Genomic DNA, 24,960 nt, shown 5'->3' on the forward strand with positions numbered 1-24,960 from the left:
TGGGTTTCTTGTATTATTTCCCTGTCTGTAGTGTTTCCACTAAATCATAAAAAGGTTGCCAATTATCATCCTCGGTGATTCGTTCCCAAACTGACTCAATTACAGGTCTTAATAATGCTGTTTTTGGATTAGTTTCGGTTAAAGTTTTACTAATTTTATCCATTTGATCAAGATCAAAATGATTGAGGATTTGATGATAAAGGAAACACCAATTATCAAAAGTTGCTGATTTTCCTAATGGGGGGATAATATCTGAACCATTCATTACTAAAGCTGGATCATCTCGCCATTTATGAGAAAAGGTAGTAGCTATATCAGCAAAGAATTGATGATAACCAATTTGACTATCATGTAAAAAGGTGATAGTTAACCGCAACAATTCGTCAGCTTCTTCTAATTGTAAATCTGCAAAACCCAATTTTTTCAACATTAAAGACCGATATTCCGCTTGATAATATTCAGCAAATTTAGATAAACCAGTGTCTAAATCATTTTGAGGAATTATTGCTTTTAACGGTTCTTGTAAAAGTTCTAAATTCAGTTTGCAAATTCCTGGTTGCTGACTGTAACAATAACGTCTATAATAATCAAAATATGCTGCGGTAAATTGCAAATCGTAGGTAGGAATAAAAGCATAGGGTCCATAATCAAAACTTTCCCCGGTAATTGACATATTGTCAGTATTCAACACTGCATGACAAAAACCCGCTGCCATCCATTGGGCTACTAATTCGGCGACTCGCTGCACTAATTCGGCGTAAAACAAAGCGTATTTTTCATTTTCAGCTTGTAAATGTGGGTAGTATTGCTCAATTACATGATTTAATAGTTTTTGCGTTAAATCAGGTCGTTGGAAATAGTTTAATCGTTCAAAAGTACCAAAACGAATATGGGATTTACTCATGCGAATCATTACAGAAGAACGAGTTGGCGAGGGTTCATCACCGCGCCATAAGCCCAAGCCTGTTTCAATCATGCTTAAACAACGAGAAGTACGAACGCCTAAACCATGAAGTGCTTCAGCGGCTAGAACTTCCCGTACTCCTCCCTTAAGTGTTAACATACCGTCACCACCGCGAGAGTAGGGGGTTCTCCCAGAGCCTTTTGTGCCAAAATCGTATAATTCGCCGTCAATACCCCGTACTTGTCCATAAAGAAAGCCTCTACCGTCACCTAATTGGGGGTTATATTGTCCAAATTGATAACCGTGATAACGTAGAGCTAATAGGGGTTCTCTGTACTCAAATTTACCAAAAGCGTTAATAAAATCTTCGTCTTTTACGGACTGAGGATCAAGTCCTAAGCGTGGTAATATTGCATTATTGCGCCAACGTAAGATATGTTGAGGAAATTCCTCAGCTACGACTTTATCATAGTAGTCATCACCTAAAGATTCTAGGGCTGATTCATAGTTGAGGGTAAGTAAAGGATTGGTGGAATGGGTATGATTGGGAGTTTCATCCAGAGTCATTATAATTAGGCTTAATTGATATTTCTTTAATGATAGACAAAAAAGCGTAATTTTGATTCAAATGCTATTCAAGGATAAAATACCCCATTTAAGCTGGCTGGTAAAGTATTTAATATCCAAGACTTTTTTGTTTTAAAAGGTAATGTTAATTTAAAAACTCAAAAACTCTGGGAAAAAGATATTCCTGGAAACATTGAAGAAGCTAATCAAAATTTGCCTGGTATAGCTAAGAAAATTCGTCGTTAAGAGGTTATTTGAAAGGTATTAAATTAAACCGATAATCTTCAGAAACCTCACCCCCCTTTTCTGTTAGGGACTGGGGCTTCAAAGCATCTCCCGGACGCGGGAGAGGTTCACCAAAGGGGTTAAAAGTCCATTAAAACCAAAAATTTAACTTTAATTTATACATCTGAAGATATCTAATAAGTTATTTAAATCATTCTTCAACAAAAAACACTAGTACCCTATATTCTCATAATCTATTTACAAACCTGTTATAATGTGAAGAACAACTTAAACAGTAATGTGCCAGTTAACAGTTGAATTATTAGTTATTAAAAATGTCGTCTAAAATTACACTTACTATCACACAGGGTAAACTTTCTGGACAACAATATGTTTTTGCATCTCGTAGCACTTGCATTGTTGGCAGAAATGATGATTGCAACTTACAAATAGCAGATAAGGTTGATATGACTATTTCCCGCTATCACTGTTTACTGGATATTAATCCTCCAGATATCCGTGTGCGAGATTTAGGAAGTTTAAATGGTACATTTGTAAACGGTAAGAAAATTGGACAAAGACAAAAAGAGCAACCAGCAAAAGAAGCATTAAAATTAAACTTTCCCGAATATAATTTACAAGATGGTGATGAAATTAAGTTGGGTGATATTTTTTTTAAAATTGGTGTAGAAGTAGAAACCGAATTAAACAAAACACCAGACTTAATCGTTGAAAAAGAAAATGATCAACCCACTTTTTCAACCATTGCTAAAAAGCTTCTGGATTTAGCTCAAAGTGGTAATATCAGTCTTCAAAGTATATCTGGATATAATTTAACAAAATCATTGGGGAAAAGTGAATTTGCAGAAGTGTTTTTAGCCAAGCATACTGAAAACAATGACTTAATTGCTCTTAAGATCATGTTACCAGCGGTTACTGACCAAATACAAAGGGTAGAAATGTTTCTGGGAGCAACAGAAAATATCAAGATGTTGCAACATCCCAATATCATACAATTGTTAGATTATGGCTTTGTGGAAAATATATTCTTTTTCAAAATGGAATATTTTTCAGCCGATAATCTTTGGGACTTTATGCAAAAATTAGGATGGCGTTTACCTATTGATGTTGCTCTGGATATAACTTTGCAAATTATCGATGTTTTGATATATGCCCATGAAATCGAACTTTCTTCTATTAAATCAATTGATGGAAAAATTACTAAAGGTAAAGGTTTATTTCATCAAGATCTAAAACCAAATGATATTTTTATCAGTAAAATTAACGATAAAATAGTCGTGAAAATAGGCGATTATGGTTTGTACAAAGCATTCGATTTAGCTGGGTTAAGTGGACAAACTTTAACAGGGGCAAAAATAGGCACACCTGCATTTATGCCCCGTCAACAGGTACTAGATTTTCAAAACCAATCACCAGAAATTGATGTATGGGCAACTGCAGCTTGTTTATATAATATGTTGACGGGATATTTCCCACGTAATTTTATGGGTGATCCTTGGTTGTCTGTTTTACAAAATAACCCTGTTCCGATTCTTCAACGTAATAATAATATTCCCGAAAATTTAGCAAAGGTAATAGATTTAGCGTTGACAGAAAAACCGCAAATTTATTTTCAAACAGCAGCAGAATTTAAACAGGCATTGTTAGAGTGTATGTGAATTATTGAATTATCAAGGTAAGAAATTATGAGTGCATTACCAACAATGCAAAAACTAGCATCTCAATTGATTACACCAGAAAATTTTCAAGCCTATGGACAAGTAATATATGCAATTGGAGATAGGAACATTTTTGATCAAGAAGACGCACAATTAAATTTACAAAATGGTAGTCCCCGTTTTTATATTATGCGGTTACAGGAAAAAGGCCGAAAATTTCACCAAATTACTCGTCATATCAAATGTACCCAATGTTTAGGTTCTTTAGATGGTAAAGACTGGTTAATGGCAGTTTGTCCACCTAATAATGATCTGCATAAACCTGTATTATCAGAACTTGTGGCTTTTCAGATTCCGGGAAATTGTTTTATTAACTTAAGTGTGGGAACTTGGCACGCAGGTCCATATTTTGATCATGAGTTTGTAGATTTTTATAATTTAGAATTAAGTGATACAAATATAGTAGATCATTTCAGCTATAATTTTCTCAAAAGTGATAATTTAGCCTTTGAGATAATTTAATTAGCTTCATATTTGCACCACGCCAATTATTCCTGTAACTTTAAAGGTAAAATACGTTAAAATTCAATCAGAGTAAGTATTTACTGCTGAAATATACCCATGTTAGAAACTCTAGAAACCCGAATTTACGAACTTGAACAACTTGCTAACATCCTTGTTGCTAACCAACTTACTCACCTGAGTATTGTTAGTATTGCCATTATTTTTGCGGCTGGCTTGCTTACCAGCCTCACTCCTTGTATGCTGTCCATGCTGCCTATTACCATTGGCTATATTGGCGGTTATGAAGCTAAAACTCGCTTACAAGCAGCAGCCCAATCAACTTGGTTTGCGTTGGGATTAGCAACTACATTAGCAGGAATGGGAATCGTAGCAGGTTTAGTTGGTAAAGTTTATGGACAGATAGGAATTGGTTTACCAATCATTGTCAGTATTATCGCTATTATAATGGGGCTGAATTTATTAGAAGCATTACCCATACAATTTCCTTCTTTAAAGGAAACAAATTGGATTTCTCAAGATTTACCTCCCGGAGTGCGTTCATACTCTATTGGGTTAACATTTGGCTTAGTTGCTTCTCCTTGCAGCACACCAGTTTTAGCCAGTTTATTAGGTTGGGTTGCTAATACCCAAGATTTAATTTTAGGTGCTGTTTTACTACTTGCTTACACAGCCGGATATGTAACTCCATTAATTTTAGCAGGTACTTTTACTGCTAGTATTAAAAAACTATTAGAATTGCGTCGTTGGTCTGGCTGGATAAATCCTGTTAGCGGGGTATTATTAGTAGGATTTGGTGTTTTTTCTTTACTTTCTCGCATCCCTTTTGACAGTTTTTAGGCATGACTTTAGATAATACAACATCTACAGAATTAAGTTGGTGGTTAATACCTGGGCGATTTATCCGCAGGGAGATTTTGCCTATATTAACTGATTTACGGTTGGCAATTATCCTATTATTAGCAATTGCTATATTTAGTGTTAGTGGTACGGTAATTGAGCAGGGACAATCACCTGCATTTTACCAGTCTAATTACCCAGAACATCCGGCTTTATTTGGTTTCCTATCTTGGAAAGTTATTCAAGTTGTCGGATTAGATCATGTATATAGAACTTGGTGGTTTTTAGGTTTATTAGTTTTATTTGGAACTAGTTTAACAGCTTGTACCTTTACTCGTCAATTACCAGCCCTCAAGGCTGCTCAAAAATGGAAATATTACGAAGAACCTCGCAATTTTAAAAAATTAGCCTTGAGTGCTGAATTAGAGGGTATTTCTTTACCAACAATTACACCTATTTTACAGCAGAAAAGTTATCAAATTTTCCAAGAGAAAGATGATATTCTTTATGCTCGTAAAGGTATTATTGGCAAGATTGGTCCAATCATTGTTCACATTGGTATTGTGGCTATTTTGTTGGGTGGAATTTGGGGAGCAATGACGGGATTTATGGCTCAAGAAATGATTTCTAGTGGCGATACATTCCAGGTAAAAAATATTGTTGATGCTGGTGCTTGGTCTTCTCAGGATGTGTTAAAAGATTGGTCTGTGCGTGTCAATCGTTTTTGGATTGATTACACACCAACAGGAGGAATTGACCAATTTTATTCAGATATGTCTGTGTTGGATAATGATGGCAAAGAAGTTAATCATGAGAAGATTTATGTTAACAAACCTCTGCGTTATCATGGTGTAGTTTTCTATCAAACAGATTGGGGAATTTCCAGTGTTCGGGTCAGATTAAATAAAAGTCCAATTTTCCAATTACCAATGGCACAATTAGACACCAAAGGTAGAGGGAGACTTTGGGGAACTTGGATTCCTACCAAACCTGATTTAAGTGAGGGTGTTTCCCTATTAGCTAAAGATTTGCAAGGTATGGTATTAATTTATGATGGCCAAGGTAAATTAATTAATACTGTGCGTGCGGGAATGTCTATCCCTGTGAATGGGGTAAATTTACAAATTCTTGATGTCATGGGTAGCACTGGGTTACAAATTAAGTTTGATCCTGGTATTCCTATTGTTTATACTGGCTTTGCTTTATTAATGTTGGGCGTGGTCATGAGTTATTTTTCCCATTCTCAAATTTGGGCTTTACAAAAAGGTGAAACTTTATATATTGGTGGAAAAACTAACCGCGCTCAAGTTGCATTTGAACAAGAGATTTTGGGAATTTTAGATCAACTTAGTGCCGTCAAAAAGCCCTAAATTTAAGATCCCCAACTTTTCTAAAAAGTCGGGGATATAAGATTTAATTAAACTGGGGTGAGCATTTCTGACCGCATTTGTGCAATTAATTTATCTAAATTACCTGTATTTAACCGATAACTTAAAGGGTGAACAATTAACCGGGCTGTACTTTCATACAAAGTCGCAATTTCAATTAAACCATTTTCTTTTAAAGTCTTTCCCGTCGAAACTATATCAACAATTGCTTCTGACATTCCCGTAATTGGACCTAATTCCACAGAACCATATAAAGGGACAATTTCTATTGGTAAATCCAAATTTTGGAAATATTCTCGCGCACAATTTACATATTTAGAAGCAACTCGACCATGGGCAGGTAAATCTAAAGGAGATTTGTAGGAACTGGTAGCTTTTACAGCTACAGACATCCGACAATATCCAAATTTTAAATCCACTAATTGGGCAACTTGTGGCTGTTTTTCTCTGAGGACATCGTAACCCACAATTCCCAATTGTGCCTGACCATATTCTACATAAACAGGCACATCTTGTGCTCGGACTAACAAGGCTTTTGCCTGTCCACTAGGATCAGAAATTTGCAATTGGCGGTTTCCTGATTCTAAGAAAGCACTAAAATCTAATCCTACAGATTGTAATATGCCAAGACTAGGTTTCAGTAGTTCCCCTTTTGGTATTGCAACAGTTAACATTGTTTTTTTGGTATTCTTAATGTGTTTGCAGTTCACTATATTGAGAATATATCTATATTGCTCACTAAGAACGTCATGAAAATTTTATTAGTTGATGATGAAGTCGAACTAACTGACCCTTTAAGTCGTCTGTTAACCCGTGAAGGTTATAGTGTAGATGCTACTTATGATGGAGTAAGTGGCAGCAATTTGGCAAAAATAGGGAGTTATGATTTACTGATTTTAGATTGGATGTTACCAGGAAAAACTGGTTTAGAGATTTGTCAGGAATTACGTCGTCAAGGGAAAAAAACTCCTGTGCTATTTCTAACTGCAAAAGATACACTTGATGACCGAGTACAGGGTTTAGACGCGGGTGCAGATGATTATTTAGTCAAACCTTTTGAATTGCGGGAATTATTGGCAAGAGTCCGGGCTTTGTTGCGTCGTACTAGTACCGAATCCCATACTGGGACAACGGGAAAGTTAGCTGTAGCGGATTTAGAACTGGATATAGAAAATCAAATAGTTTATCGTCACGGGAAAATTATTGAACTCTCTCAAAAAGAAAGTCAGTTATTACAATACTTTATGGAAAATGACGGACAATTACTGACTCATGCTCAAATTTTGCAGCATTTATGGCAGAATGAAGAACAACCTAATAGTAATGTTATTGCGGCTTTAATTCGTCTGTTACGTCGTAAGGTAGAAATAGGAGATAACACTCAACTTATTCATACTGTTTATGGTAAAGGCTATCGTTTTGGAATTATTGTACTTGAATAGGCCAGAATAAACCTAATAGTTAAAGTCGGTTTTAACCGACTTCTTCAAGAAGTCGGGGATCTAAATTTATCCAGAAATATGAACTACCAATTCTCTCACATTATTCTGTTGACGATGTTCCCAAACATAGATTCCTTGCCATGTTCCTAATACTAAATGACCACGATTAATAGGAATTTGTTCAGAAGTGTGGGTTAAAACTGTGCGAATATGTCCTGGCATATCATCTGGTCCTTCAGAATTATGAATATAATAGTTTCCTTCTGGTACTATTTTGGCCATGAAATTAGCTAAATCAACTAATACATCAGGATCAGCATTTTCTTGAATTACTAAACTAGCTGAGGTGTGACGTAAAAATAAACTACAAAGCCCAGTTTCTATGCCAGATTCGGCAACAATGGCTTCAATTTTAGCAGTAATATTGTGAAATGATTTGCCCGTGGTGGAGACTCTTAATAATTTTTGGTAGTGGGTCATAATCCTCATGCTGTAAAGTCCCCAACTTCTTTTGCAATGATATCAATAAATAATGAATCAATGATAGAAGTTAAGGATATGAATACTTACAAATAATCTATCACGGCTTTGGCTATTGTTTCATTGCCATTTTTATTGATTACCTGTGTTTGTTTTGGAGGTTGGGGTGACTGATAAAGAAAATCCCAATCTCCTTGAAAAAATTCCGGTGCTGTGAGAATTTGATGATGGTTATAATCAGCAAGTCCTGCTAACATAAAAGCCGCTTCAGCAAAATCATCACGGGGAATAGTTACCACTGGTACTTCTAGTAGGGTAGCCTCTGAAAATGTTCCATAACCAGGTTTAGAGATAATTCTCCCACAAATCGGCATAAAATCTACAGGACGATATTGACGATTTGTAACTTTAATTAAGTTGGGTAAATCTGGGGCTAAAAAATCAAAAGTAATAAATTGCCAATCGGGAAATTTGCTAATATTAGCATAAGGAATTTCTTGCAAACCTAAACCACCAAATGTTAGTAAAATGGTTTTTTCTAAAGTTGTATTTATTTGCCAATTACTGCGTAATTTATCAGTAGAAAAATGGGGAGAACCACCTGTTAAACCGACATCTATAATATTTGTAAAAGCGGACATTGGTTCATGAAAAGGAAGACGAAATAAACGGTTAGACTTTCCATACCAATCGCTAATCCAATCAGCAATTTCTGTAAATTCTCCCCCCCAATCTCTATAGATAAAATCCCAACCAAAGTTACTAATCATCCAGCAAGGAATATCTGTAGCTTCAGCAAATCCAACCGCAAGAAAGGGAATATCTGCTAAAATTATATTCACGCGATTTTGACGAATAAAATTAACTTCTGAAGCAATTAAAGATTTGTAATTTTTCTTAATTTCTCGCAATTTCTCCAGAGTTGCTGGTTTATCCATTGTCAAACTATCAGCTTGAATTACACCTAAATCAAACGCCCGTTGACGTAAAATAAAATCACCTTCTATATAAGATTCTAATAACCAGCGCGGTGCGGTAGTAACTATAATTAATAACACTTCAGGACATAATTTTTGAATGGTATTAGCTATGGAAGCTGTGCGGGTAGCATGACCAAAACCGTGATTGGTAATGGCTATGTATATAATTGGTCTTTTCATGATTTAAAACAAGGTTAAAAAGAGTATTAGGCGATTGGAAATCGCTACTATATAAGCAAAGTCCGCCGTCGCGGACTAATATAATTTAACCCATAAAGGTGGGTTTTGTCTGTGTAGCCGCGACTTCTAGTCGCCCATTTCTCTAAAATTTGATACTGCTGTGATTAATTCATCAATCTCTGATTCTAATGTTAAGTAATGAACGCTAATACGAATACAGTTAGGTTGAGAAATTGTTCTGGTTAAAATCTGTTGTGATTCTAGATATTGCACTAATTTAATACTAGTTTGATTCGTTAATTGAAAAGAGACTAACCCGCTTTCTGGAGGAGAATTTTTCAAACATTTAACATTAGATAAAGAGGTTAATTTTTGCCAAAGATATTGACTATTTTTGCAAATTTGCTCATATCTTTTCTCTGCTGTTCCCCACTGTTCATGAATTGTAATTGCTGCTTTTAAACCTATATATAATGGTGTTGATAAAGTAGAAACTTCATATCTGCGCCCATCTGGTTGCCAACCCGTCGGTTGAGCTTGACTATTAGTAGTAACTCCATTTAAACCAATAAATGTAGGATGCAAATTTTCCCTGGTTTCGGGACGGACATATAAACCACCCACACCAGCAGGACCACATAACCATTTGTGACCAGTAAAGGCATAAAAATCTACACCCAACGCGGTTAAATCTACGGGGAGAACACCCACTGATTGAGCCGCGTCTATCAACAGCAGAGAATTATTACTTCTGCATAGTTCTACAATTTTGTCAATAGGTAAAACTTGACCGGTATTCCATAAAACATGACTTAAAACTACTAAACGGGTACGAGGACGGAGATTCTCAGCAATAATACTGATAGGATTTCCCTCATTTAAAGTAGCCATTAAGGGACAGGTAGTAACTTCTATCGCCAATCTACGGGCAATTTCCTGGGCAGTAGCAATGACTCCAGGGTGTTCGCAGTCAGAAAGAAGAAGATGATCACCGGGTTGCCAATCAATACCCCACATAGCGATATTACAACCTATGGTAACATTACCAGTGAGAGTGATTGTGTTAGATGGTATATTTAATGTGGATGCGATCGCTTCTCGGCTGGCTTGTATTTGCGGTGATATCCAACCATAGGCCGCATTACCAAAAGGACCGAGATGTTGAATATGTGCCTGAGATTGGGCAATAGCATCCATAGCCCCTTGAGGCATTGGACCCTGTCCCCCGTAATTAAAATAAATTTTATTACTTAAAGCGGGAAATTGGGCGCGATGGTGATGTAATTTATTCATAAAATCAACTAGGTTTGTGGTTTTTATCTAATTCATTGATATATACTTTTATCAATAAATAATCAACATCAAATTCTACATCAAAAACTATGAATTGGTGGCAACGACTTAACAAAAATCCTTTAGCACGATCTGGGGCAATTGTCCTCTTCTGCTTCTATTTAGCCGTAATTGGTGCTGATTTTATCGCTCCTTATAACCCTTATGATTCACAACCGAACGGTTCACTACTTCCACCGACTCAGATTCATTGGGTATCTCAATCAGGGCAGTTTATTGGACCCCACGTATATCCTACAACACAAGGCGATACTAACTTAGAAACTGGGGAAAGAAAAATAATTATAGATCAGACAAAACCTTCACCATTACGATTATTTGTGACTGGGACAAAATATCAATTATTTAATTTGAGTATTTCCCTACCTCCAAAATGGCAGGAAGTCACAATTATTCCGGGTATTTCTTTAAATTGGCATTTGTTTGGCGTTATTGGTGACGCAAAATTTAATATTTTGGGAACAGACGAACAAGGGCGCGACCAATTTAGTCGCTTGTTACATGGTGGTCGAATTAGTATGTTTATTGGTATTTTCGGGATTATCATTACCTATCCATTGGCATTGCTTATTGGTGGTATTTCCGGCTATTTTGGCGGAATAATTGATAGTATCATCATGCGTTTAGCAGAAGTCTTGATGACCTTTCCGAGTATTTATTTATTAGTAGCATTATCAAGTATTTTGAGTCCAAAATTAACCAGCACTCAGCGATTTTTATTAATTATTGTGATCACTTCTGTAATTAGTTGGGCAGGTTTAGCCAGAATAATTCGCGGACAGGTATTATCAATTAAAGAACTCGAATTTGTGCAAGCAGCAAGGGTAATGGGTGGTAATCCAATTTATATTATTGTCCGTCATGTTCTGCCACAAACTGCAACTTATATCATTATTTCTGCTACTTTGACAATTCCTAGTTTTATTGGTGCGGAAGCAGTTTTGAGTTTGATTGGGTTAGGGATTCAACAACCAGATCCTTCTTGGGGAAATATGCTTTCTTTAGCTAGTAATGCTTCTATTTTAGTATTACAACCTTGGTTAATTTTACCACCGGCAATTTTGATTATTATTACAGTTTTGTCATTCAATGTATTAGGTGATGGTTTGCGTGATGCTCTTGACCCGCGTAGTTTACAGAGGTAAAAATGTCTGAATTAGGATTATTAGTAGGTCGGGTTAGGCAACAGCGCAAACTAACAAAAGTTTTAATAATTAGGTTTAATAATGTTGGCTTTCCTGATGTTAACCCAATCTAGTTAACTAATACCTAATTCTCGGATCTACATAAGCATTAAGAATATCAATCAAAATACTCGCACTCACAACAATTGCTCCAAAAAATACTAACACCCCTTGGACTGTGGGATAATCGCGGTCAGAAATAGCTTGATATAAACGATTTGCTAAACCCGGCCAAGAAAATGTGACTTCTGTTAAAATCGCTCCACCTAACAAGGAAGCAAATGTTAATCCTAAGACCGTAATTACCGGGATTAAGGCATTTTTTAAAGCGTGGGAAACCAATATCTTATTTTCAGAAATTCCTCGCGCTCTAGCCGCTTCTACATAATCAGCCTTTAAGGTTTGTTTTAAATTAACCCTGACAATGCGCTCAAAAATTCCACTCAGCAAAATTCCCAAAGTTAAACTTGGTAAAGCTAAATGATGTAAAGATGTAAAAAATTGACTTAAATTCCCACTTAATAAACTATCAATTGTATATAAACCAGTAATATTTGTGGGTGCAGGAAGATTAGGAGGAAAACGATTAGAATTGGGAAACCAACCTAGTTGAACTGAGAAAACTAATTGTAATAACATACCTGCCCAAAACATGGGTAGTGCATAGGTAATAATCCCAAATAAACGCCCACTAATATCAAAAGCAGTTCCGGGACGAGAAGCAGAAATAGTCCCCACTAAAACACCAACAATTAAGGCCACAGCCATACTCGCAAATGCTAATTCTACGGTGGCTGGAAAATATTGACCAATTATTTCACCTACATTTTGTCCGCGACTGGTTAAGGAAGTTCCTAAATCAAAGTGCAGTAAATTACCTAAATAATTGAGATATTGTAACCAAATTGGTAAATCTAAACCAAGCTGTTTTCTTAGTTCTTCTTTGGCACTTTCTGGCGCACGTCCTCCTAAAATTGCATCTGCAGGATCTCCTGGTGTGGATCTAAGTAAAAGAAAGACAATGGTAATAATAGTTAATAGTTGCAGTGGCGCAAATAGTAACCGGGAAACAATGTAATACTGTAATGCTTTAGAACGAGACATATTTATTAATTAAAAATTCAAAATTCACAAAAACCTCGTTCCTTGTCTCTGACAAGGAATGCAGTCTTGAGGCTCTGCCTCTTGTTAATTATATCAGGCAGAGCCTCTAAATGGCATTCCCAGCCGGAGTCTGGGAACGAGAGAACGAGAGAAATGGCATTCCTAGCCGGAGTCTGGGAACGAGAATCACTGAGATCCTATTCCCTACTTTTTAATTGTTTTATAAATCAGGTTTTGGGTAGGATCAAGTTTGACGTTATTTACGCCTTTTTGAGCAAATACATAATCTTTATTTTGCCATAAAGGTATATAAGGAACATCAGTTAAAACTTGGTTTTGAATGTCAGCAAATATTTTTTTCCGGGCTTCAGGATTTTGTTCTTTACGTTGTTGATCTATGAGTTTATTCATGGTTTCACTATAATAGAATGAACCCTGAGATTGACTACCACCGATTTCACAACCTTTAGCAACTGAACCTTTTTCACAGGCTAAAAATGGCTGTACATAGTTATCTGGATCTAAAAAGTCTGGATACCAATCAAGTAAAGCGACTGGATATGAACCTTTGGAAATTTCTTTAAAGAAGGTAGCACCTTCTACATTTTGAATTTCTAATTGTAATATACCATCCATTTTAGTATCGGCCAGGGATTTTAAGGTTTGTGCTGTTAAACTGCGAGTAGGTGAACTAGAAGGATACCAAATTTGCACTTTAGCAGGATTTTGTTTAGAAAAACCAGCCGCAATTAAGGCTTTTTTAGCTTGTTCAAAGTTACCATCACCATATTTATCTTTAAATAATGGTTGGGAAACATTGAAGGTTGTGGGAATCATGCTGTAAAGAGGATCGGCTTGAGAAAATAATACCCGCTCATTTAATAATGGCCGATCAATTAATGATGTGATCGCTTGTCTAACTTCTAGTTTATCTAAAGGTTTCTGATTGCGATTTAACACCATATAACTAACTACACTACCTTGAGCAGTAATTGCTTGCCAGTCTCCTTTTTTAGCATTTGCTTCTAAACTCCGAATTTGATCTGGTTGTAAAGATAGATAAGCCACATCTATCGCACCAGTTTTAAAAGCATTAAATAAGTTGACTGGACTGGTTTGAATTTGGACATTTATACCTTTATTTTCGGGTTTTGTTCCCCAATATTGATCAAAAACATCAAATCTTAAAGAATCAGTTCCATAGTTAGCTAATTTGTAAGCGCCAGTACCTACAAAGATATTCGGTTTAAATTTTCCAGGACCAATTTCATAAGCTTTTGGTGAAACTGCACATACTCCAGAAAATGCTAACAACGAAGGAAAAGCCGCAAAGGGTTTTTTCAGTTTAATTGTTAATTCATCCTCTCCTGTGGCTTTAACTGAAGCTACGGTATCAGAAAGTAAAAAAGATGGTTTACCTTTGTTTTCAATAAAACGTTGAATACTAAACTCCATTGCTTTGGCATTAAAGGGAGTTTGATCATGAAATACTACCCCTTTGCGAATAGGAATAGTATAAGTTAAACCATCTGCACTGACTTTAGGTAATTCTGTAGCTAATTGTGGTTTAATTTCTGTACTTCCTGGCTCATAAGTATATAAGCGATCGCTCATATTAAATATTAAACCCAAGGATGATAATTCATACGCATCAGCAGGGTCAAGAGTTCTTGGCTTTCCTGTTGTCCCTATAGTAATCCGACTATCACCTGCAACAGTATTAACGGCACTAGACGAGGGTGTATTTGTCTGTTGTTTAGGAGTACAACTAACCACCAATAATAGACAAAGACAGAACAAAGATAGGAACTTTGTCATCCTACTCCATTGTTTTATTAGCAAGGAACACCAAGTGATCATTATTAATTTTTTTTAATCAACGGTGGTTAATTATAGCAGAGAACAGGTAATATGATTATTTTTACCATTAATTAATTACGTGAGTAATAATATACCCAAATTTTCAATAATTTAGATATTTTAAGTTGGTGATTTTATTAACTCAAGATGGATTATAATAACTTTAACAAAAAGCTCAATCAAAATACTCAAAAAATTATGGTTTTAACAGCTTCCACAATGTTACCTTTAGGCACAAAAGCTCCCGAATTTCATCTACCAGAAGTAGTAAATGGGAAAATAATTTCTCTTGAGAATTTTGCCGACAAAAAAGCATTATTAATCATGTTTATTTGTCGTCATTGTCCATTTGTCAAACATATTCAACAAGAATTAGCAAAATTAGATCAAGATTACAGCAATAGTGATCTAGGGATTATTGCCATTAGTGCTAATGATGCTAAAAATTACCCCAATGATGCCCCAGAATCATTAAAAGAAATGTCCATAGAACTGGGCTTTGATTTTACCTTTTGTTACGACGAAACTCAAGCAACAGCAAAAGCTTATACAGCAGCTTGTACACCAGATTTCTTTTTATTTGATAGCGACAGAAAACTTGTTTATCGTGGACAATTAGATGATAGTCGTCCTAGCAATAATCAACCTGTAACAGGTAAAGATCTCAGAGCAGCTATTACCGCAGTCTTAAATAATCAACCCATAAGCAGTGAACAACAACCCAGTATTGGTTGTAATATCAAATGGAAAGCAGGTAATCAACCTAATTATTAGGAGTAATTGGTAATTGGTAATTAGTAATTGGTAAAACTCTTAATTTACCTCAATGTTGAATTTCCAAATTGAGAATATAACACCCCAATTGTACCTTTCCTGTCCATAATTCATACTCTAAACGAAGATGCTCTGGAAAAGGATGTCCACTGATAATAAAACTTTTGGTGAAATTGGACAACCGCATAGGTTGATGGGGTTGTAATGATTCATTTGGCAACCAAAAACGACTAATACCATAGACACCTAACTCCCAAAAGTGACGGTAACTAACTTGGCTATTTCCTTGCATTGTCATAATTACCCGACAAGATGAAATTTCCAACCATAAAATTCTGGGACTGCTAGGGGGAGAAAAATTGTTTTTAGTTTGGGAAAAGGTATCTTCTGGATTTAAATAATTGCCTAGTTCACAACTAATCAGAGGTGGTGCAGTTAAAAGTAGATGAAATTTACCTGTATCTTTTTGGATCAAAGTTCCAGCAGTGTCAACCACAGACCAAATTGGTAAGTCAGTGGAAATTATTGATAAACATACGGGTTTGCGGTGGTGGTTTAACATGAGAGGATGAGGGATTAAAAATGAAGAATAAAATTTCCGAGATTTTCTAAGGTGCTAATTTTGGTTTTATTTTTTGTGTTTTAGTCCATTCATTTCCTTAAAATTAAATAATAAGTAAAACCTGATTGATAGTTACCAAATATTTTGATTTGTTAATATAGACAATTAAATATGGTATTACTGTTCTCTATCTTAATAACCACTGTACTTACCAAAAAGAGGTAGGATACTAAACTGGAAGTGAATAGTGATAATCAATCAAGTCGCTGTTTAGCTTTTATTCCATTCAAAAGCCATTGTATCCTAATGTCAGCTATTGTTATCACCTTAGAAACTCAAGCAAACTCCTCTGATCACTTAATTATTCAGCGCCCTTCTGGTGGATTGTCTTTACAGGGACGTATCCGAGTCCCTGGAGATAAATCTATTTCCCATCGCGCTTTAATGTTAGGTGCAATTGCTGAAGGGGAAACTCAGATTCAAGGACTCCTTTTAGGTGAAGACCCCCGCAGTACAGCCACCTGTTTTCGGTCACTAGGTGCGGAAATTTCGGAATTAAATACAGAATTAGTTAAAGTTAAAGGCATCGGTTTAGGTAATTTTCAAGAGCCTATAGAGGTCTTAGACGCTGGTAATTCTGGAACAACGATGAGGTTGATGTTAGGATTATTAGCATCCCATCCAGGGCGATTTTTCACGGTGACAGGTGATAGTTCTTTGAGATCGCGTCCCATGTCCCGTGTCGTCAAACCTTTGCAACAAATGGGAGCGCGAATTTGGGGACGCAAGGATAACACCTTAGCACCTCTAGCTATTCAAGGACAAGCCCTTAAACCCATTCATTATCATTCTCCCATTGCTTCGGCTCAAGTTAAATCCTGTATCCTCCTGGCTGGTCTAAACACGGAAGGACAAACTACAATTACCGAACCCGCATTATCACGGGATCACAGTGAACGAATGTTAAGGGCTTATGGTGCGGAATTAAGTATAGATCCAGACAGTAATAGCGTTACAATCACAGGTGGGGCAAAACTCTACGGACAAACTGTAATTGTCCCTGGTGATATCAGTTCGGCCGCTTTTTGGTTGGTTGCGGGAGCGATTGTTCCTGGTTCAGATTTAGTAGTTGAAAATGTCGGTGTCAATCCTACCCGCACCGGGATTTTAGAAGCATTGGCGCTCATGGGGGCAGATATTCAATTAGAGAATCAGCGGGAAGTTGCGGGAGAACCTGTGGCTGATATTCGCGTCCGTTCCGGGGGTTTAAAAAGCTGTACTATCGCTGGTGATATCATTCCGAGACTAATTGATGAAATTCCTATTTTAGCAGTTGCAGCGGCTTTTGCTGAGGGGACAACCATTATTCGGGATGCGGAGGAGTTACGAGTCAAAGAGAGCGATCGCATTACTGTAATGGCACAACAACTCAATAAAATGGGTGCAAAAATTACTGAACTACCCGATGGTATGGAAATTACTGGCGGTACTCCATTAATTGGTACAGAAGTAGATAGCTATACAGATCATCGTATTGCGATGAGTTTGAGTATAGCTGCTCTTAATGCTATTGGTAAAACTACAATTCACCGTGCTGAAGCTGCGGCTATTTCTTATCCCAATTTCACGAACACATTAAGGGAAATTTGTCAATAATTTTTAGGGACAGGGTAAAGGGAAAAGGTAGAGGGATGTTTATTTGTAAAATATTTAATAAATTTTGCTCAGGGAAGCACATTAATCATGGTTTCATGAAAATATAATGATTAACTTTCGTTTTCTAAACTCTTTTTTTATATCGTCAAGTTCAAGATTATTAGCACGATTACAGGAGTCAAGAATGCCTAAAAATATTAGTTATGATACTGAATTAATTGAATCTTGAAAAGATTCTTCAGAAGCAGCAGTTTATTTTGAAGTTGTGCGAGAAGAAGGTGATCTAATGATGATTAAAAAATCTAAAGATGTTCAAAAATGATAAAATTTGCAGAAAAGAAAGAGGTTAAATTGAGTTTAATTTTTACGAATATTGCTAGAGTCTTTAGGGTTAAAAGTTTGGATTCAGAGAGATTTTACTGAGGAAGGGGTAGCTAGTGAGTTGGTAGATTTGGGAGTACCAAAAACGGATATGGTTTTAGGTTTTAAGTCACATTAAATGAGACAATTTACTGATTTTGCATCGGTTTAGATTTTTTATTTAATTTTTATATTTTCGTAACTTGATAATAGCTTGGCCTTTTGGGATAGGCGTTTTACTTGTCCCTTTTTTTTCGCGCCAAGACGCAAAGGAAGGAAGAAAATCTATAACTAAAAATAAAACAAGCTACCGCGAATTTTTTAAAGTTACAATTTAAACTACTTACTAGATAAAACAATTAACGTCTAGCAGGACGTTTTATTATGTCAGGAGGTAATTGCAGTCCATCAAATCTTGAAAGTCGCCGTACTCCAGACATGAAGATGGTATGTATAATATTTAGGGTGTCAATAGCTTCTATAGACACAACAGAACATAAGAAATTACCAAATTTTTCGCCATCTAGGTTTGCCCCAGTTATCAGTTTACCATTATAAATCGAGAAATTTGTGGGTATTTTTTCACAATGTTGGAGATATTCATTTATTGATATGCTTAAGTATCCATTTTTATAAAGTGCCATTTCTATAGTGAAAGGTTTTTGAAACATATCGACATTTACAGGAACTTTAATTGTTTTGTTCAAAGATGTTCTATTTTGGCTAAAAGTTTTAAATATTAAAAATTTTAGATTGTGTTCACAAGATAAACTAATATTCTTTTGATGCCGATTACCATAAACAAATATAAACCCTTGCTGTAGAGTATTCAGCATCTGCAATTCTAAACAAATTCTAATACCATAATTTACTTGTTCAGCTATGGGGATTTGGAGGTATGAATGGTTAAATAAAAGAGTTGGATCACCATAACCATCTTCGATCAACTGGCCATTATTGACAATCATAGGTTGACGGCTCATAATATCAGAATAGCCATCATTATTACCATCAAATTTTTCAAAAATTTCTTTATATGCTGCGACAAGACAACGGGATATATCATGAATTAACCGTAAAGATGTTTCTGATATTTCACAAATAACATCATTATATAACTGATTTAAATTAGGCTGATTAGCCTCACAACTAGGTTGCCAATGAATAGAACCACTGTAGGCAATTGCAAACACAAAATTTTGTAAAGTATATAATTCATTGTTGTACTGAATAATGGGGGCAGAGAGAAATTTTTCAACTGTTATTGACTTACTATCTTTATCATTATAAATTTGTGTGCAGCATTCGATATTGGGAGTAATACTCCATCTATTTGGAAATTTTTTATCTACTGGTACAAGTACAATGAGGTCATATTTACTTAACTCATGAGGTAATGATTTTGGAGTATCTTTCTCAATAATTACATTTCTTATAAAAAGTGCTAAGTCTTCAAAGCGATTATCAAGTTCTTGTTCTGCAAAGACTTGTAATTTTTTATAATATTCTAATCCTCTTGTTGTTTTATTGAAAGGATTTTTGTTGAACTGCTTATTCATATTTATTTTCCCAATAACATACAATAACTGACGAACAATACCTTAAATATGGGCTGATTTTGCTGATTTTATTTAAATATTATTATATGAATAATCTTGATATGTCAATAATAACACCCGGCGAATATAATTCGGGTCTACACAGACAAAACCCACCTTCGCGGGTTCAAAAATCTTGCTTTTAGTCCACGCAGGTGGACTTCGTTTGTATGATTCCGTGATTTCTAATCGCCAGGGCTTCTCAATTATTCATTGAAACAAAGATTCCAAATCTCGATAACCACTAACTACACGCACAATTTCAATTCCACCATTAATAACTCGATAAAGAATAACGTAACCATCCAAAGGAACACCCCGCAAATCAACCCTAATATTTTCATAGCTACGCCCCATATTAGGGAAATTAGCTAAATACTTACACTTGGTTTCAAACTCATCAACAAAACGCTCTCCAGCATCAATATTTCTAGTAACAAAATAATCAATAATTTCTGATAAATCACGACTAGCTTCTGGGGAAATAATATGTATTTTCATCCTTATATCTCTCTCGCTTCACGCAACTTATCCCGCAATTGTGAAATCACAACTTCCCCATTAATACCTTCACCTCTATCTAATTGTTCAATAGCAACATCGACCTTTTCCCGTGTTTCTTCCACCCAATTCTGATAACCCTTATCCCACTCCAAAAGCAATTTTAACGCCTTACTAATTACATCTTCAGGATTTGTATATCTACCTGTTGCAATTTGCGCTTGAATAATTTGCTCTAATTCCGGTTTAATTTGGATATTCATAATTTTACCTTTTTATACCACTTGCTCAAAATCTGGAAGAGAAAAACCTTTCCACTTTAAAAGTGCATAGACATAAGCTTTTTTTAACATTAAATAATCAGCACTCACTCGTAGAGATTTCAACAATAATCTATCAGATTCACTTAATTGATTATTTTGATTTTTTTCTAACAATTGAAAATGTAATTCTTGCTGACTTTCTGGAATTTGACTTTGAGCAATATTTAATAATTCCTCAATCGTTAATTCTTGCATAACCATAAATTCCCCTTGTAATTCCAGAGGTGCATAATCAACAGCAGGAGGAGCATTAATTTGAGTAGTCATACATTTTTACAATAATTTGTTTTGATTATAACTTATTTTTGATAAATGCCATTTTCAACCCCAACCCTCAATTTTTTTCCTTTCTTCCTTCGTGTCCTTCGCTCCTTCGTGGTTCATTAACTCTGCGTCCTCTGCGCCTCTGCGGTTCGTTAAAAACAATCTAGGGGCGGACAAACCGCCCCCATTAAAATCAGGTAACACCAAAAACAATCACCAAGCCCAAAACAGCCCCAAAAACGATCAAGGCATAGAATTGAACCCGACCGCTTTCTAAGTATTTCAAACCTTCACCACTGACAAGAGTAAAGAAACCCGTGAGATTAACAGCGCCGTCAACAACGCGGAATTCGCCCCTAATATTTTCATCTTTGATTCCTGAATTTTCCTACATAGGAAGGCAAAAGGCAAGAGGAGTTGAGAAATAAGGGTGTACCGAGTTTTGTTCAAAAATCAAATAAGAGTGCTATAGTTACCATTGATTAATATTTACTCAGTAAGATATAAAATTGCTAGTTTTTATGTCGAAATATTAAGGAATATTGCATTTATATCAAAACCTCAAGCTCAAAGAGAAATTCAGCCAAAAGTCCGTGATAGGATACTCTGGGAAAATATTTATAATTGGGAGAAAACCTTTGACACTACGGGTTGCTGTTGTTGGTTCGGGACCTGCGGGTTCATGCGCTGCTGAAACCCTAGCTAAAGCTGGGATTGAAACCTATTTGTTTGAACGGAAGTTAGACAACGCCAAACCTTGTGGGGGCGCTATTCCCCTGTGCATGGTGAGTGAGTTTGACTTACCGCCAGAAATCATTGACCGTCGGGTACGGAAAATGAAAATGATTTCTCCCTCTAATCGTGAGGTTGATATCAATTTGATAAATGAAGATGAATATATAGGAATGTGCCGCCGAGAAGTGCTAGATGGTTTCTTGCGGAACCGAGCGGCCAAATTAGGGGCAAATTTAATTAACGCCACCGTTCATAAAGTTGATATTCCTGGAAACAATACCGACCCCTATACAATCCACTATGTTGACCATACAGGAGACGGGGCGCAAGGTATTACCAAAACCCTGAAGGTGGATTTAATCGTTGGTGCAGACGGCGCAAACTCCCGCATTGCTAAAGATATGGGTGCTGGAGATTACAATTATGCGATCGCTTTCCAAGAACGCATTCGTCTTCCCCAAGATAAAATGGACTATTATAATGACATGGCGGAAATGTACGTTGGTGACGACGTTTCTACCGACTTCTACGCTTGGGTATTCCCCAAATATGATCACGTAGCAGTAGGTACTGGCACAATGCAAGTTAACAAAGCCAGTATTAAACAATTACAAGCTGGTATTCGCGCCCGGGCTGCGGAAAAACTAGCCGGTGGTCAAATTATCAAAGTAGAAGCCCACCCTATCCCTGAACATCCCCGTCCTCGTCGCGTTGTCGGACGCATAGCCTTAGTAGGGGACGCAGCCGGTTATGTCACTAAGTCCTCCGGTGAAGGTATTTACTTCGCCGCCAAATCTGGCAGAATGTGCGCTGAAGCTATTGTAGAAGCAGCCAATGGCGGGGCGCGGATTCCTACAGAAGCGGACTTAAAATTATATTTGAAGCGTTGGGACAAAAAATACGGACTCACTTACAAAGTATTAGACATACTCCAAAGCGTCTTTTATCGTTCCGATGCCACCCGGGAAGCATTTGTAGAAATGTGTGATGATTTAGACGTTCAAAAGCTAACTTTTGACAGTTATCTTTATAAAACCGTAGTTCCGGCTAACCCCTTCACCCAATTAAAAATTACTGCCAAAACCCTTGGTAGCTTAATCCGTGGTAATGCCCTTGCACCCTAAAATATGGGAATTGACCGAAAAGACGGGACACAAGCCCCGTCCTTCTAGGACGGCTTTATGTTAAAATTTGGTCATAGTCGCCATAGGGCATTGGGAGACTTTAAACGGACATGGAGGGACGATAAGACCACTTGTGGCGTGTTTCATTGAAGTGTCAAGAATCACCGCACCTTCAGGTCGGTGAGTATGTCAACCCAGATCCCCGATTTCATAGATCGGGGATTTGACTTTTGTAAGCAGGTTAACACAATAAAATCAAACTCTTTAAAAAAACGCAAAATCACTAAAATTGCTCTTGTCTCTTGCCTTTTCCCTGGCTATAACGACAATTTTTAACGCTAACCTATTTACTTTCTAACGTTAACAGATTACTGATCATAAAATTTTTGCTCTTTCTGTTAGACTATTTCTTTTTGAGGATTGAGATCCAATAAGGTTCAGATAAGATATTTGCATAACCAAACATTTCTGTAAGAACACACTATAGAAAAGGCAAATATGATTAATCTAATTTGGACGGCTGCATTGGTGCTCTTTTTCCTCTGGCTGTTAGGGTTCTCAGTCAATGTCGGTGGTAGCTTAATCCATCTGCTTTTAGTTTTAGCTCTAATTTGCATAGTTTATAACTTACTAATTGGTCGCCGCATAGTCTAGTTTTTGAGAACTCAGTGCTTTGCTGTATATGAGATTTAATAAAAGTATTGAATTTATAACTACATTACTAAAAATCTCAACCTGATCAAGATGAATAGACATCCTCATGAACGAAGTAATTCTGAGCGGAGGCAAGAACTTCGCAGTGAAGAAGAAACTTTTCGACTACAACAGGCCGAGGGACGACTTGAATCTGGCAAACGTAGATCTACATTTGCCTGGATTATCAACAGCATTTACCTTTTAGTTGGAATGCTCGAAATCCTGCTGATGTTACGCTTCTTTCTGCATTTTTCCGGGGCAAATACGCAAAATACTTTTGCCCAATTTATTGACAATCTTTCTGAACCCTTCATTGCGCCATTTTCCACCTTACTGATTAGTCCTGTAGCCAGTGGTGGGACAAATATTTTTGATGTCAACATCTTAGTTGCAATCATCATCTATGCCCTCTTAGGCTGGCTCGCTCTATGGCTGGTAAGATTTCTCTATGGTCGATAGAGAAAAGTTGAAAAATAATAGGCTTTAATTTCATTACAGGAACATCTGGTAAGCGTAAAGCTCAGTGGCTTTAGCCACTGAGCTTTACGGGACTCGTGCGGTTTTGACTGCATTCAGTCATGTAAGTACCTAGGCACAATTAATTACACAGATAAATAACATAATATATTAAGATACAAGAGTAGTTATATTAATTCTGTCCAGGTACTTATTTTAACATAGGTTTTCGCTGTGGTCTAAAGTAGTTCTAAATTTTGAACTATTACCTGTAATGATATTAACTGGTGAGTGATACAGTCAAGTCATAATTTTGACATAGATTGATGAGTTTTCCTTTAATAGGCGATCGCACATCCTCCGGTGAAACTACAATACAATCAGAGGAATACTGCATAATTTCCCGAATAAACCAGAATGTATTTGATATTCTTCTAATTACTTTTTTGACCTGTGGTTGTTCTGGTATCCATTCCACTATTTTATCCTCTGGTTTAGGTTGATAGGCAAACGCTAACCTATTTAATAAGTGTATTTCCACATCTATTTGATCTAAATTAGAATACCATTTACCAGTAATTTCCGTAACTGCTGCTTCGTTAATTCTGTCTAAACGAAAACACCAGTTATGTTGTAGTTCTGGTATGTCAGAGTTTCCTTCTGTCTCTTCACACCAACAGTCAAGGTATTGGCGTTTTTCATAGGGTGTGATTTTGGCATAACGTACAGTAAAATTAAATACTCGTTCGGACGCATCTTGATAAGCAAGTTGAAAGGGTTGTTGACGTAAGATATAGTGATCTATTTGTAACCGCCAAGATGGACGGGAGTTATTTAAAAACCCCTCTATTTCTTTCCGTAAAGGTACGGATAATTCACTGCGTTCTAGTAGTAAATTAGCTATAATTTCCGCCTGTTCATTTTGTCCGATGTCCGTTAATGCACTTATACAACGATGTAAGGCACGGATACGGGAATCTTGCCAGTCATTATTTTTACTAACTATTAATTCATGTTGAGCAATGGCTTTGATGAGTTTGGAGATATTGGGATCGTCTCCCCACATCATACCAAATTCGAGTGCGATCGCTTCTAGTTGCGTTTTATCACCCTCTGATACTGACAGGGTAATAGATTGACCTTTTCGACTCATGGAAAGTGTCCGTATACTTTATACTTGTTTTCGCTTGTCAATTTTTATTG

At 36.4% G+C, this 24,960-nt stretch carries 24 protein-coding genes and 1 pseudogene; 12 read left to right on the plus strand and 13 right to left on the minus strand.

The window, feature by feature from the left end:
• Positions 1-13: 13 nt before the first annotated feature.
• On the minus strand, positions 14-1,471 hold the full coding sequence (locus H6G44_RS05465; RefSeq protein WP_190387041.1) for a protein adenylyltransferase SelO: 1,458 nt from the start codon (positions 1,469-1,471) through the stop codon (positions 14-16).
• 560 nt (positions 1,472-2,031) lie between these two features.
• Between H6G44_RS05465 and H6G44_RS05470 the strand changes: the two genes are divergently transcribed.
• The 4 genes from H6G44_RS05470 to H6G44_RS05485 all read left to right on the plus strand — a co-directional run bounded on the left by H6G44_RS05470 (position 2,032) and on the right by H6G44_RS05485 (position 6,107).
• On the plus strand, positions 2,032-3,375 hold the full coding sequence (locus H6G44_RS05470) for a protein kinase domain-containing protein (protein WP_190387042.1): 1,344 nt from the start codon (positions 2,032-2,034) through the stop codon (positions 3,373-3,375).
• 27 nt (positions 3,376-3,402) lie between these two features.
• Positions 3,403-3,897, plus strand: coding sequence for an ureidoglycolate lyase (locus H6G44_RS05475; RefSeq protein WP_190387043.1), 495 nt, complete (start codon positions 3,403-3,405; stop codon positions 3,895-3,897).
• A gap of 99 nt (positions 3,898-3,996) precedes the next feature.
• Positions 3,997-4,737 (plus strand): cytochrome c biogenesis protein CcdA, encoded by a 741-nt coding sequence (locus H6G44_RS05480; protein WP_190387044.1) that lies wholly within the window; start codon positions 3,997-3,999, stop codon positions 4,735-4,737.
• Positions 4,738-4,739: 2 nt separating this feature from the next.
• Positions 4,740-6,107 carry a cytochrome c biogenesis protein gene (locus H6G44_RS05485; protein WP_190387045.1) on the plus strand — a complete coding sequence of 456 codons (1,368 nt, stop codon included), beginning with the start codon at positions 4,740-4,742 and terminating at the stop codon, positions 6,105-6,107.
• A gap of 47 nt (positions 6,108-6,154) precedes the next feature.
• Here H6G44_RS05485 and hisG read toward each other — a convergent pair whose 3' ends face one another.
• Positions 6,155-6,799 (minus strand): ATP phosphoribosyltransferase, encoded by a 645-nt coding sequence (hisG, locus tag H6G44_RS05490; RefSeq protein WP_190387046.1) that lies wholly within the window; start codon positions 6,797-6,799, stop codon positions 6,155-6,157.
• 75 nt (positions 6,800-6,874) lie between these two features.
• Here hisG and rppA point away from each other — a divergent pair, with 75 nt between their 5' ends.
• Positions 6,875-7,567, plus strand: a complete 693-nt coding sequence (gene rppA, locus H6G44_RS05495; protein WP_190387047.1) for a two-component system response regulator RppA — start codon at positions 6,875-6,877, stop codon at positions 7,565-7,567.
• 66 nt (positions 7,568-7,633) lie between these two features.
• Here the strand turns inward: rppA and H6G44_RS05500 are convergent, their stop codons facing one another.
• The 3 genes from H6G44_RS05500 to H6G44_RS05510 all read right to left on the minus strand — a co-directional run bounded on the left by H6G44_RS05500 (position 7,634) and on the right by H6G44_RS05510 (position 10,500).
• Positions 7,634-8,047 (minus strand): secondary thiamine-phosphate synthase enzyme YjbQ, encoded by a 414-nt coding sequence (locus tag H6G44_RS05500; RefSeq protein WP_190387048.1) that lies wholly within the window; start codon positions 8,045-8,047, stop codon positions 7,634-7,636.
• Positions 8,048-8,133: 86 nt separating this feature from the next.
• The gene (locus H6G44_RS05505) at positions 8,134-9,207 is read right to left on the minus strand and encodes a glycosyl transferase (RefSeq protein ID WP_190387049.1); all 1,074 of its coding nucleotides are present in this window, start codon (positions 9,205-9,207) and stop codon (positions 8,134-8,136) included.
• Between the two features lie 126 nt (positions 9,208-9,333).
• Positions 9,334-10,500, minus strand: coding sequence for an aminotransferase class V-fold PLP-dependent enzyme (locus tag H6G44_RS05510; protein WP_190387050.1), 1,167 nt, complete (start codon positions 10,498-10,500; stop codon positions 9,334-9,336).
• Positions 10,501-10,589: 89 nt separating this feature from the next.
• On the opposite strand from H6G44_RS05510, the gene H6G44_RS05515 reads away from it, so the two are divergent.
• Entirely contained in the window at positions 10,590-11,705 is a 1,116-nt protein-coding gene (locus H6G44_RS05515) for an ABC transporter permease (RefSeq protein WP_190387051.1), read from the plus strand.
• A 117-nt stretch (positions 11,706-11,822) separates the two neighbouring features.
• On the opposite strand, the gene H6G44_RS05520 is transcribed toward H6G44_RS05515, so the two are convergent.
• Positions 11,823-12,848, minus strand: a complete 1,026-nt coding sequence (locus tag H6G44_RS05520; protein ID WP_190387052.1) for an ABC transporter permease — start codon at positions 12,846-12,848, stop codon at positions 11,823-11,825.
• Between the two features lie 204 nt (positions 12,849-13,052).
• Positions 13,053-14,666, minus strand: coding sequence for an ABC transporter substrate-binding protein (locus H6G44_RS05525; RefSeq protein ID WP_190387053.1), 1,614 nt, complete (start codon positions 14,664-14,666; stop codon positions 13,053-13,055).
• 240 nt (positions 14,667-14,906) lie between these two features.
• Between H6G44_RS05525 and H6G44_RS05530 the strand changes: the two genes are divergently transcribed.
• Complete coding sequence (locus H6G44_RS05530; RefSeq protein WP_190387076.1) at positions 14,907-15,482, plus strand: thioredoxin family protein; 576 nt, start codon at positions 14,907-14,909, stop codon at positions 15,480-15,482.
• 49 nt (positions 15,483-15,531) lie between these two features.
• On the opposite strand, the gene H6G44_RS05535 is transcribed toward H6G44_RS05530, so the two are convergent.
• Positions 15,532-16,044, minus strand: a complete 513-nt coding sequence (locus H6G44_RS05535; protein ID WP_190387054.1) for a hypothetical protein — start codon at positions 16,042-16,044, stop codon at positions 15,532-15,534.
• 306 nt (positions 16,045-16,350) lie between these two features.
• Between H6G44_RS05535 and aroA the strand changes: the two genes are divergently transcribed.
• Together aroA and H6G44_RS05545 are read left to right on the plus strand one after the other, a co-directional pair.
• Complete coding sequence (gene aroA, locus H6G44_RS05540; RefSeq protein ID WP_190387055.1) at positions 16,351-17,700, plus strand: 3-phosphoshikimate 1-carboxyvinyltransferase; 1,350 nt, start codon at positions 16,351-16,353, stop codon at positions 17,698-17,700.
• Between the two features lie 394 nt (positions 17,701-18,094).
• Positions 18,095-18,199, plus strand: a pseudogene (locus H6G44_RS05545) (element excision factor XisI family protein); the annotation flags it as partial.
• A gap of 220 nt (positions 18,200-18,419) precedes the next feature.
• Here H6G44_RS05545 and H6G44_RS05550 read toward each other — a convergent pair.
• The 4 genes from H6G44_RS05550 to H6G44_RS05565 all read right to left on the minus strand — a co-directional run bounded on the left by H6G44_RS05550 (position 18,420) and on the right by H6G44_RS05565 (position 20,749).
• Positions 18,420-19,619: a hypothetical protein gene (locus tag H6G44_RS05550; RefSeq protein WP_190387056.1), complete on the minus strand. Its 1,200-nt coding sequence runs from the start codon at positions 19,617-19,619 to the stop codon at positions 18,420-18,422.
• Between the two features lie 249 nt (positions 19,620-19,868).
• A complete protein-coding gene (locus tag H6G44_RS05555; protein ID WP_190387057.1) occupies positions 19,869-20,159 on the minus strand; it encodes a type II toxin-antitoxin system RelE/ParE family toxin in 291 nt (96 codons plus the stop codon).
• Positions 20,160-20,161: 2 nt separating this feature from the next.
• Positions 20,162-20,422: a ribbon-helix-helix domain-containing protein gene (locus tag H6G44_RS05560; RefSeq protein WP_190387058.1), complete on the minus strand. Its 261-nt coding sequence runs from the start codon at positions 20,420-20,422 to the stop codon at positions 20,162-20,164.
• A 12-nt stretch (positions 20,423-20,434) separates the two neighbouring features.
• Positions 20,435-20,749, minus strand: a complete 315-nt coding sequence (locus tag H6G44_RS05565; protein WP_190387059.1) for a hypothetical protein — start codon at positions 20,747-20,749, stop codon at positions 20,435-20,437.
• Positions 20,750-21,384: 635 nt separating this feature from the next.
• Here H6G44_RS05565 and chlP point away from each other — a divergent pair.
• The 3 genes from chlP (at position 21,385) to H6G44_RS05580 (ending at position 23,760) form a co-directional block, all read left to right on the plus strand.
• Positions 21,385-22,605 (plus strand): geranylgeranyl reductase, encoded by a 1,221-nt coding sequence (chlP, locus tag H6G44_RS05570; RefSeq protein WP_190387060.1) that lies wholly within the window; start codon positions 21,385-21,387, stop codon positions 22,603-22,605.
• A gap of 498 nt (positions 22,606-23,103) precedes the next feature.
• Positions 23,104-23,259: a lmo0937 family membrane protein gene (locus H6G44_RS05575; RefSeq protein WP_190387061.1), complete on the plus strand. Its 156-nt coding sequence runs from the start codon at positions 23,104-23,106 to the stop codon at positions 23,257-23,259.
• 90 nt (positions 23,260-23,349) lie between these two features.
• Positions 23,350-23,760 (plus strand): YggT family protein, encoded by a 411-nt coding sequence (locus H6G44_RS05580; protein ID WP_190387062.1) that lies wholly within the window; start codon positions 23,350-23,352, stop codon positions 23,758-23,760.
• 277 nt (positions 23,761-24,037) lie between these two features.
• On the opposite strand, the gene H6G44_RS05585 is transcribed toward H6G44_RS05580, so the two are convergent.
• A complete protein-coding gene (locus H6G44_RS05585; protein WP_190387063.1) occupies positions 24,038-24,910 on the minus strand; it encodes a WYL domain-containing protein in 873 nt (290 codons plus the stop codon).
• Positions 24,911-24,960 lie beyond the last annotated feature (50 nt).

Origin of the sequence: Aphanizomenon flos-aquae FACHB-1287, from assembly GCF_014698755.1 — a bacterium.
GTDB classification, from domain to species: Bacteria; Cyanobacteriota; Cyanobacteriia; order Cyanobacteriales; family Nostocaceae; genus Dolichospermum; species Dolichospermum flosaquae.

What these genes read in the sequence shown, in the direction of transcription:
- H6G44_RS05465 (WP_190387041.1), bottom strand. Translation starts at nt 1,471, where the DNA reads ATGACTCTGGATGAAACTCCCAATCATACCCATTCCACCAATCCTTTA.
- H6G44_RS05470 (WP_190387042.1), top strand. Translation starts at nt 2,032, where the DNA reads ATGTCGTCTAAAATTACACTTACTATCACACAGGGTAAACTTTCTGGA.
- H6G44_RS05475 (WP_190387043.1), top strand. Translation starts at nt 3,403, where the DNA reads ATGAGTGCATTACCAACAATGCAAAAACTAGCATCTCAATTGATTACA.
- H6G44_RS05480 (WP_190387044.1), top strand. Translation starts at nt 3,997, where the DNA reads ATGTTAGAAACTCTAGAAACCCGAATTTACGAACTTGAACAACTTGCT.
- H6G44_RS05485 (WP_190387045.1), top strand. Translation starts at nt 4,740, where the DNA reads ATGACTTTAGATAATACAACATCTACAGAATTAAGTTGGTGGTTAATA.
- hisG (WP_190387046.1), bottom strand. Translation starts at nt 6,799, where the DNA reads ATGTTAACTGTTGCAATACCAAAAGGGGAACTACTGAAACCTAGTCTT.
- rppA (WP_190387047.1), top strand. Translation starts at nt 6,875, where the DNA reads ATGAAAATTTTATTAGTTGATGATGAAGTCGAACTAACTGACCCTTTA.
- H6G44_RS05500 (WP_190387048.1), bottom strand. Translation starts at nt 8,047, where the DNA reads ATGACCCACTACCAAAAATTATTAAGAGTCTCCACCACGGGCAAATCA.
- H6G44_RS05505 (WP_190387049.1), bottom strand. Translation starts at nt 9,207, where the DNA reads ATGAAAAGACCAATTATATACATAGCCATTACCAATCACGGTTTTGGT.
- H6G44_RS05510 (WP_190387050.1), bottom strand. Translation starts at nt 10,500, where the DNA reads ATGAATAAATTACATCACCATCGCGCCCAATTTCCCGCTTTAAGTAAT.
- H6G44_RS05515 (WP_190387051.1), top strand. Translation starts at nt 10,590, where the DNA reads ATGAATTGGTGGCAACGACTTAACAAAAATCCTTTAGCACGATCTGGG.
- H6G44_RS05520 (WP_190387052.1), bottom strand. Translation starts at nt 12,848, where the DNA reads ATGTCTCGTTCTAAAGCATTACAGTATTACATTGTTTCCCGGTTACTA.
- H6G44_RS05525 (WP_190387053.1), bottom strand. Translation starts at nt 14,666, where the DNA reads ATGACAAAGTTCCTATCTTTGTTCTGTCTTTGTCTATTATTGGTGGTT.
- H6G44_RS05530 (WP_190387076.1), top strand. Translation starts at nt 14,907, where the DNA reads ATGGTTTTAACAGCTTCCACAATGTTACCTTTAGGCACAAAAGCTCCC.
- H6G44_RS05535 (WP_190387054.1), bottom strand. Translation starts at nt 16,044, where the DNA reads ATGTTAAACCACCACCGCAAACCCGTATGTTTATCAATAATTTCCACT.
- aroA (WP_190387055.1), top strand. Translation starts at nt 16,351, where the DNA reads ATGTCAGCTATTGTTATCACCTTAGAAACTCAAGCAAACTCCTCTGAT.
- H6G44_RS05550 (WP_190387056.1), bottom strand. Translation starts at nt 19,619, where the DNA reads ATGAATAAGCAGTTCAACAAAAATCCTTTCAATAAAACAACAAGAGGA.
- H6G44_RS05555 (WP_190387057.1), bottom strand. Translation starts at nt 20,159, where the DNA reads ATGAAAATACATATTATTTCCCCAGAAGCTAGTCGTGATTTATCAGAA.
- H6G44_RS05560 (WP_190387058.1), bottom strand. Translation starts at nt 20,422, where the DNA reads ATGAATATCCAAATTAAACCGGAATTAGAGCAAATTATTCAAGCGCAA.
- H6G44_RS05565 (WP_190387059.1), bottom strand. Translation starts at nt 20,749, where the DNA reads ATGACTACTCAAATTAATGCTCCTCCTGCTGTTGATTATGCACCTCTG.
- H6G44_RS05575 (WP_190387061.1), top strand. Translation starts at nt 23,104, where the DNA reads ATGATTAATCTAATTTGGACGGCTGCATTGGTGCTCTTTTTCCTCTGG.
- H6G44_RS05580 (WP_190387062.1), top strand. Translation starts at nt 23,350, where the DNA reads ATGAATAGACATCCTCATGAACGAAGTAATTCTGAGCGGAGGCAAGAA.
- H6G44_RS05585 (WP_190387063.1), bottom strand. Translation starts at nt 24,910, where the DNA reads ATGAGTCGAAAAGGTCAATCTATTACCCTGTCAGTATCAGAGGGTGAT.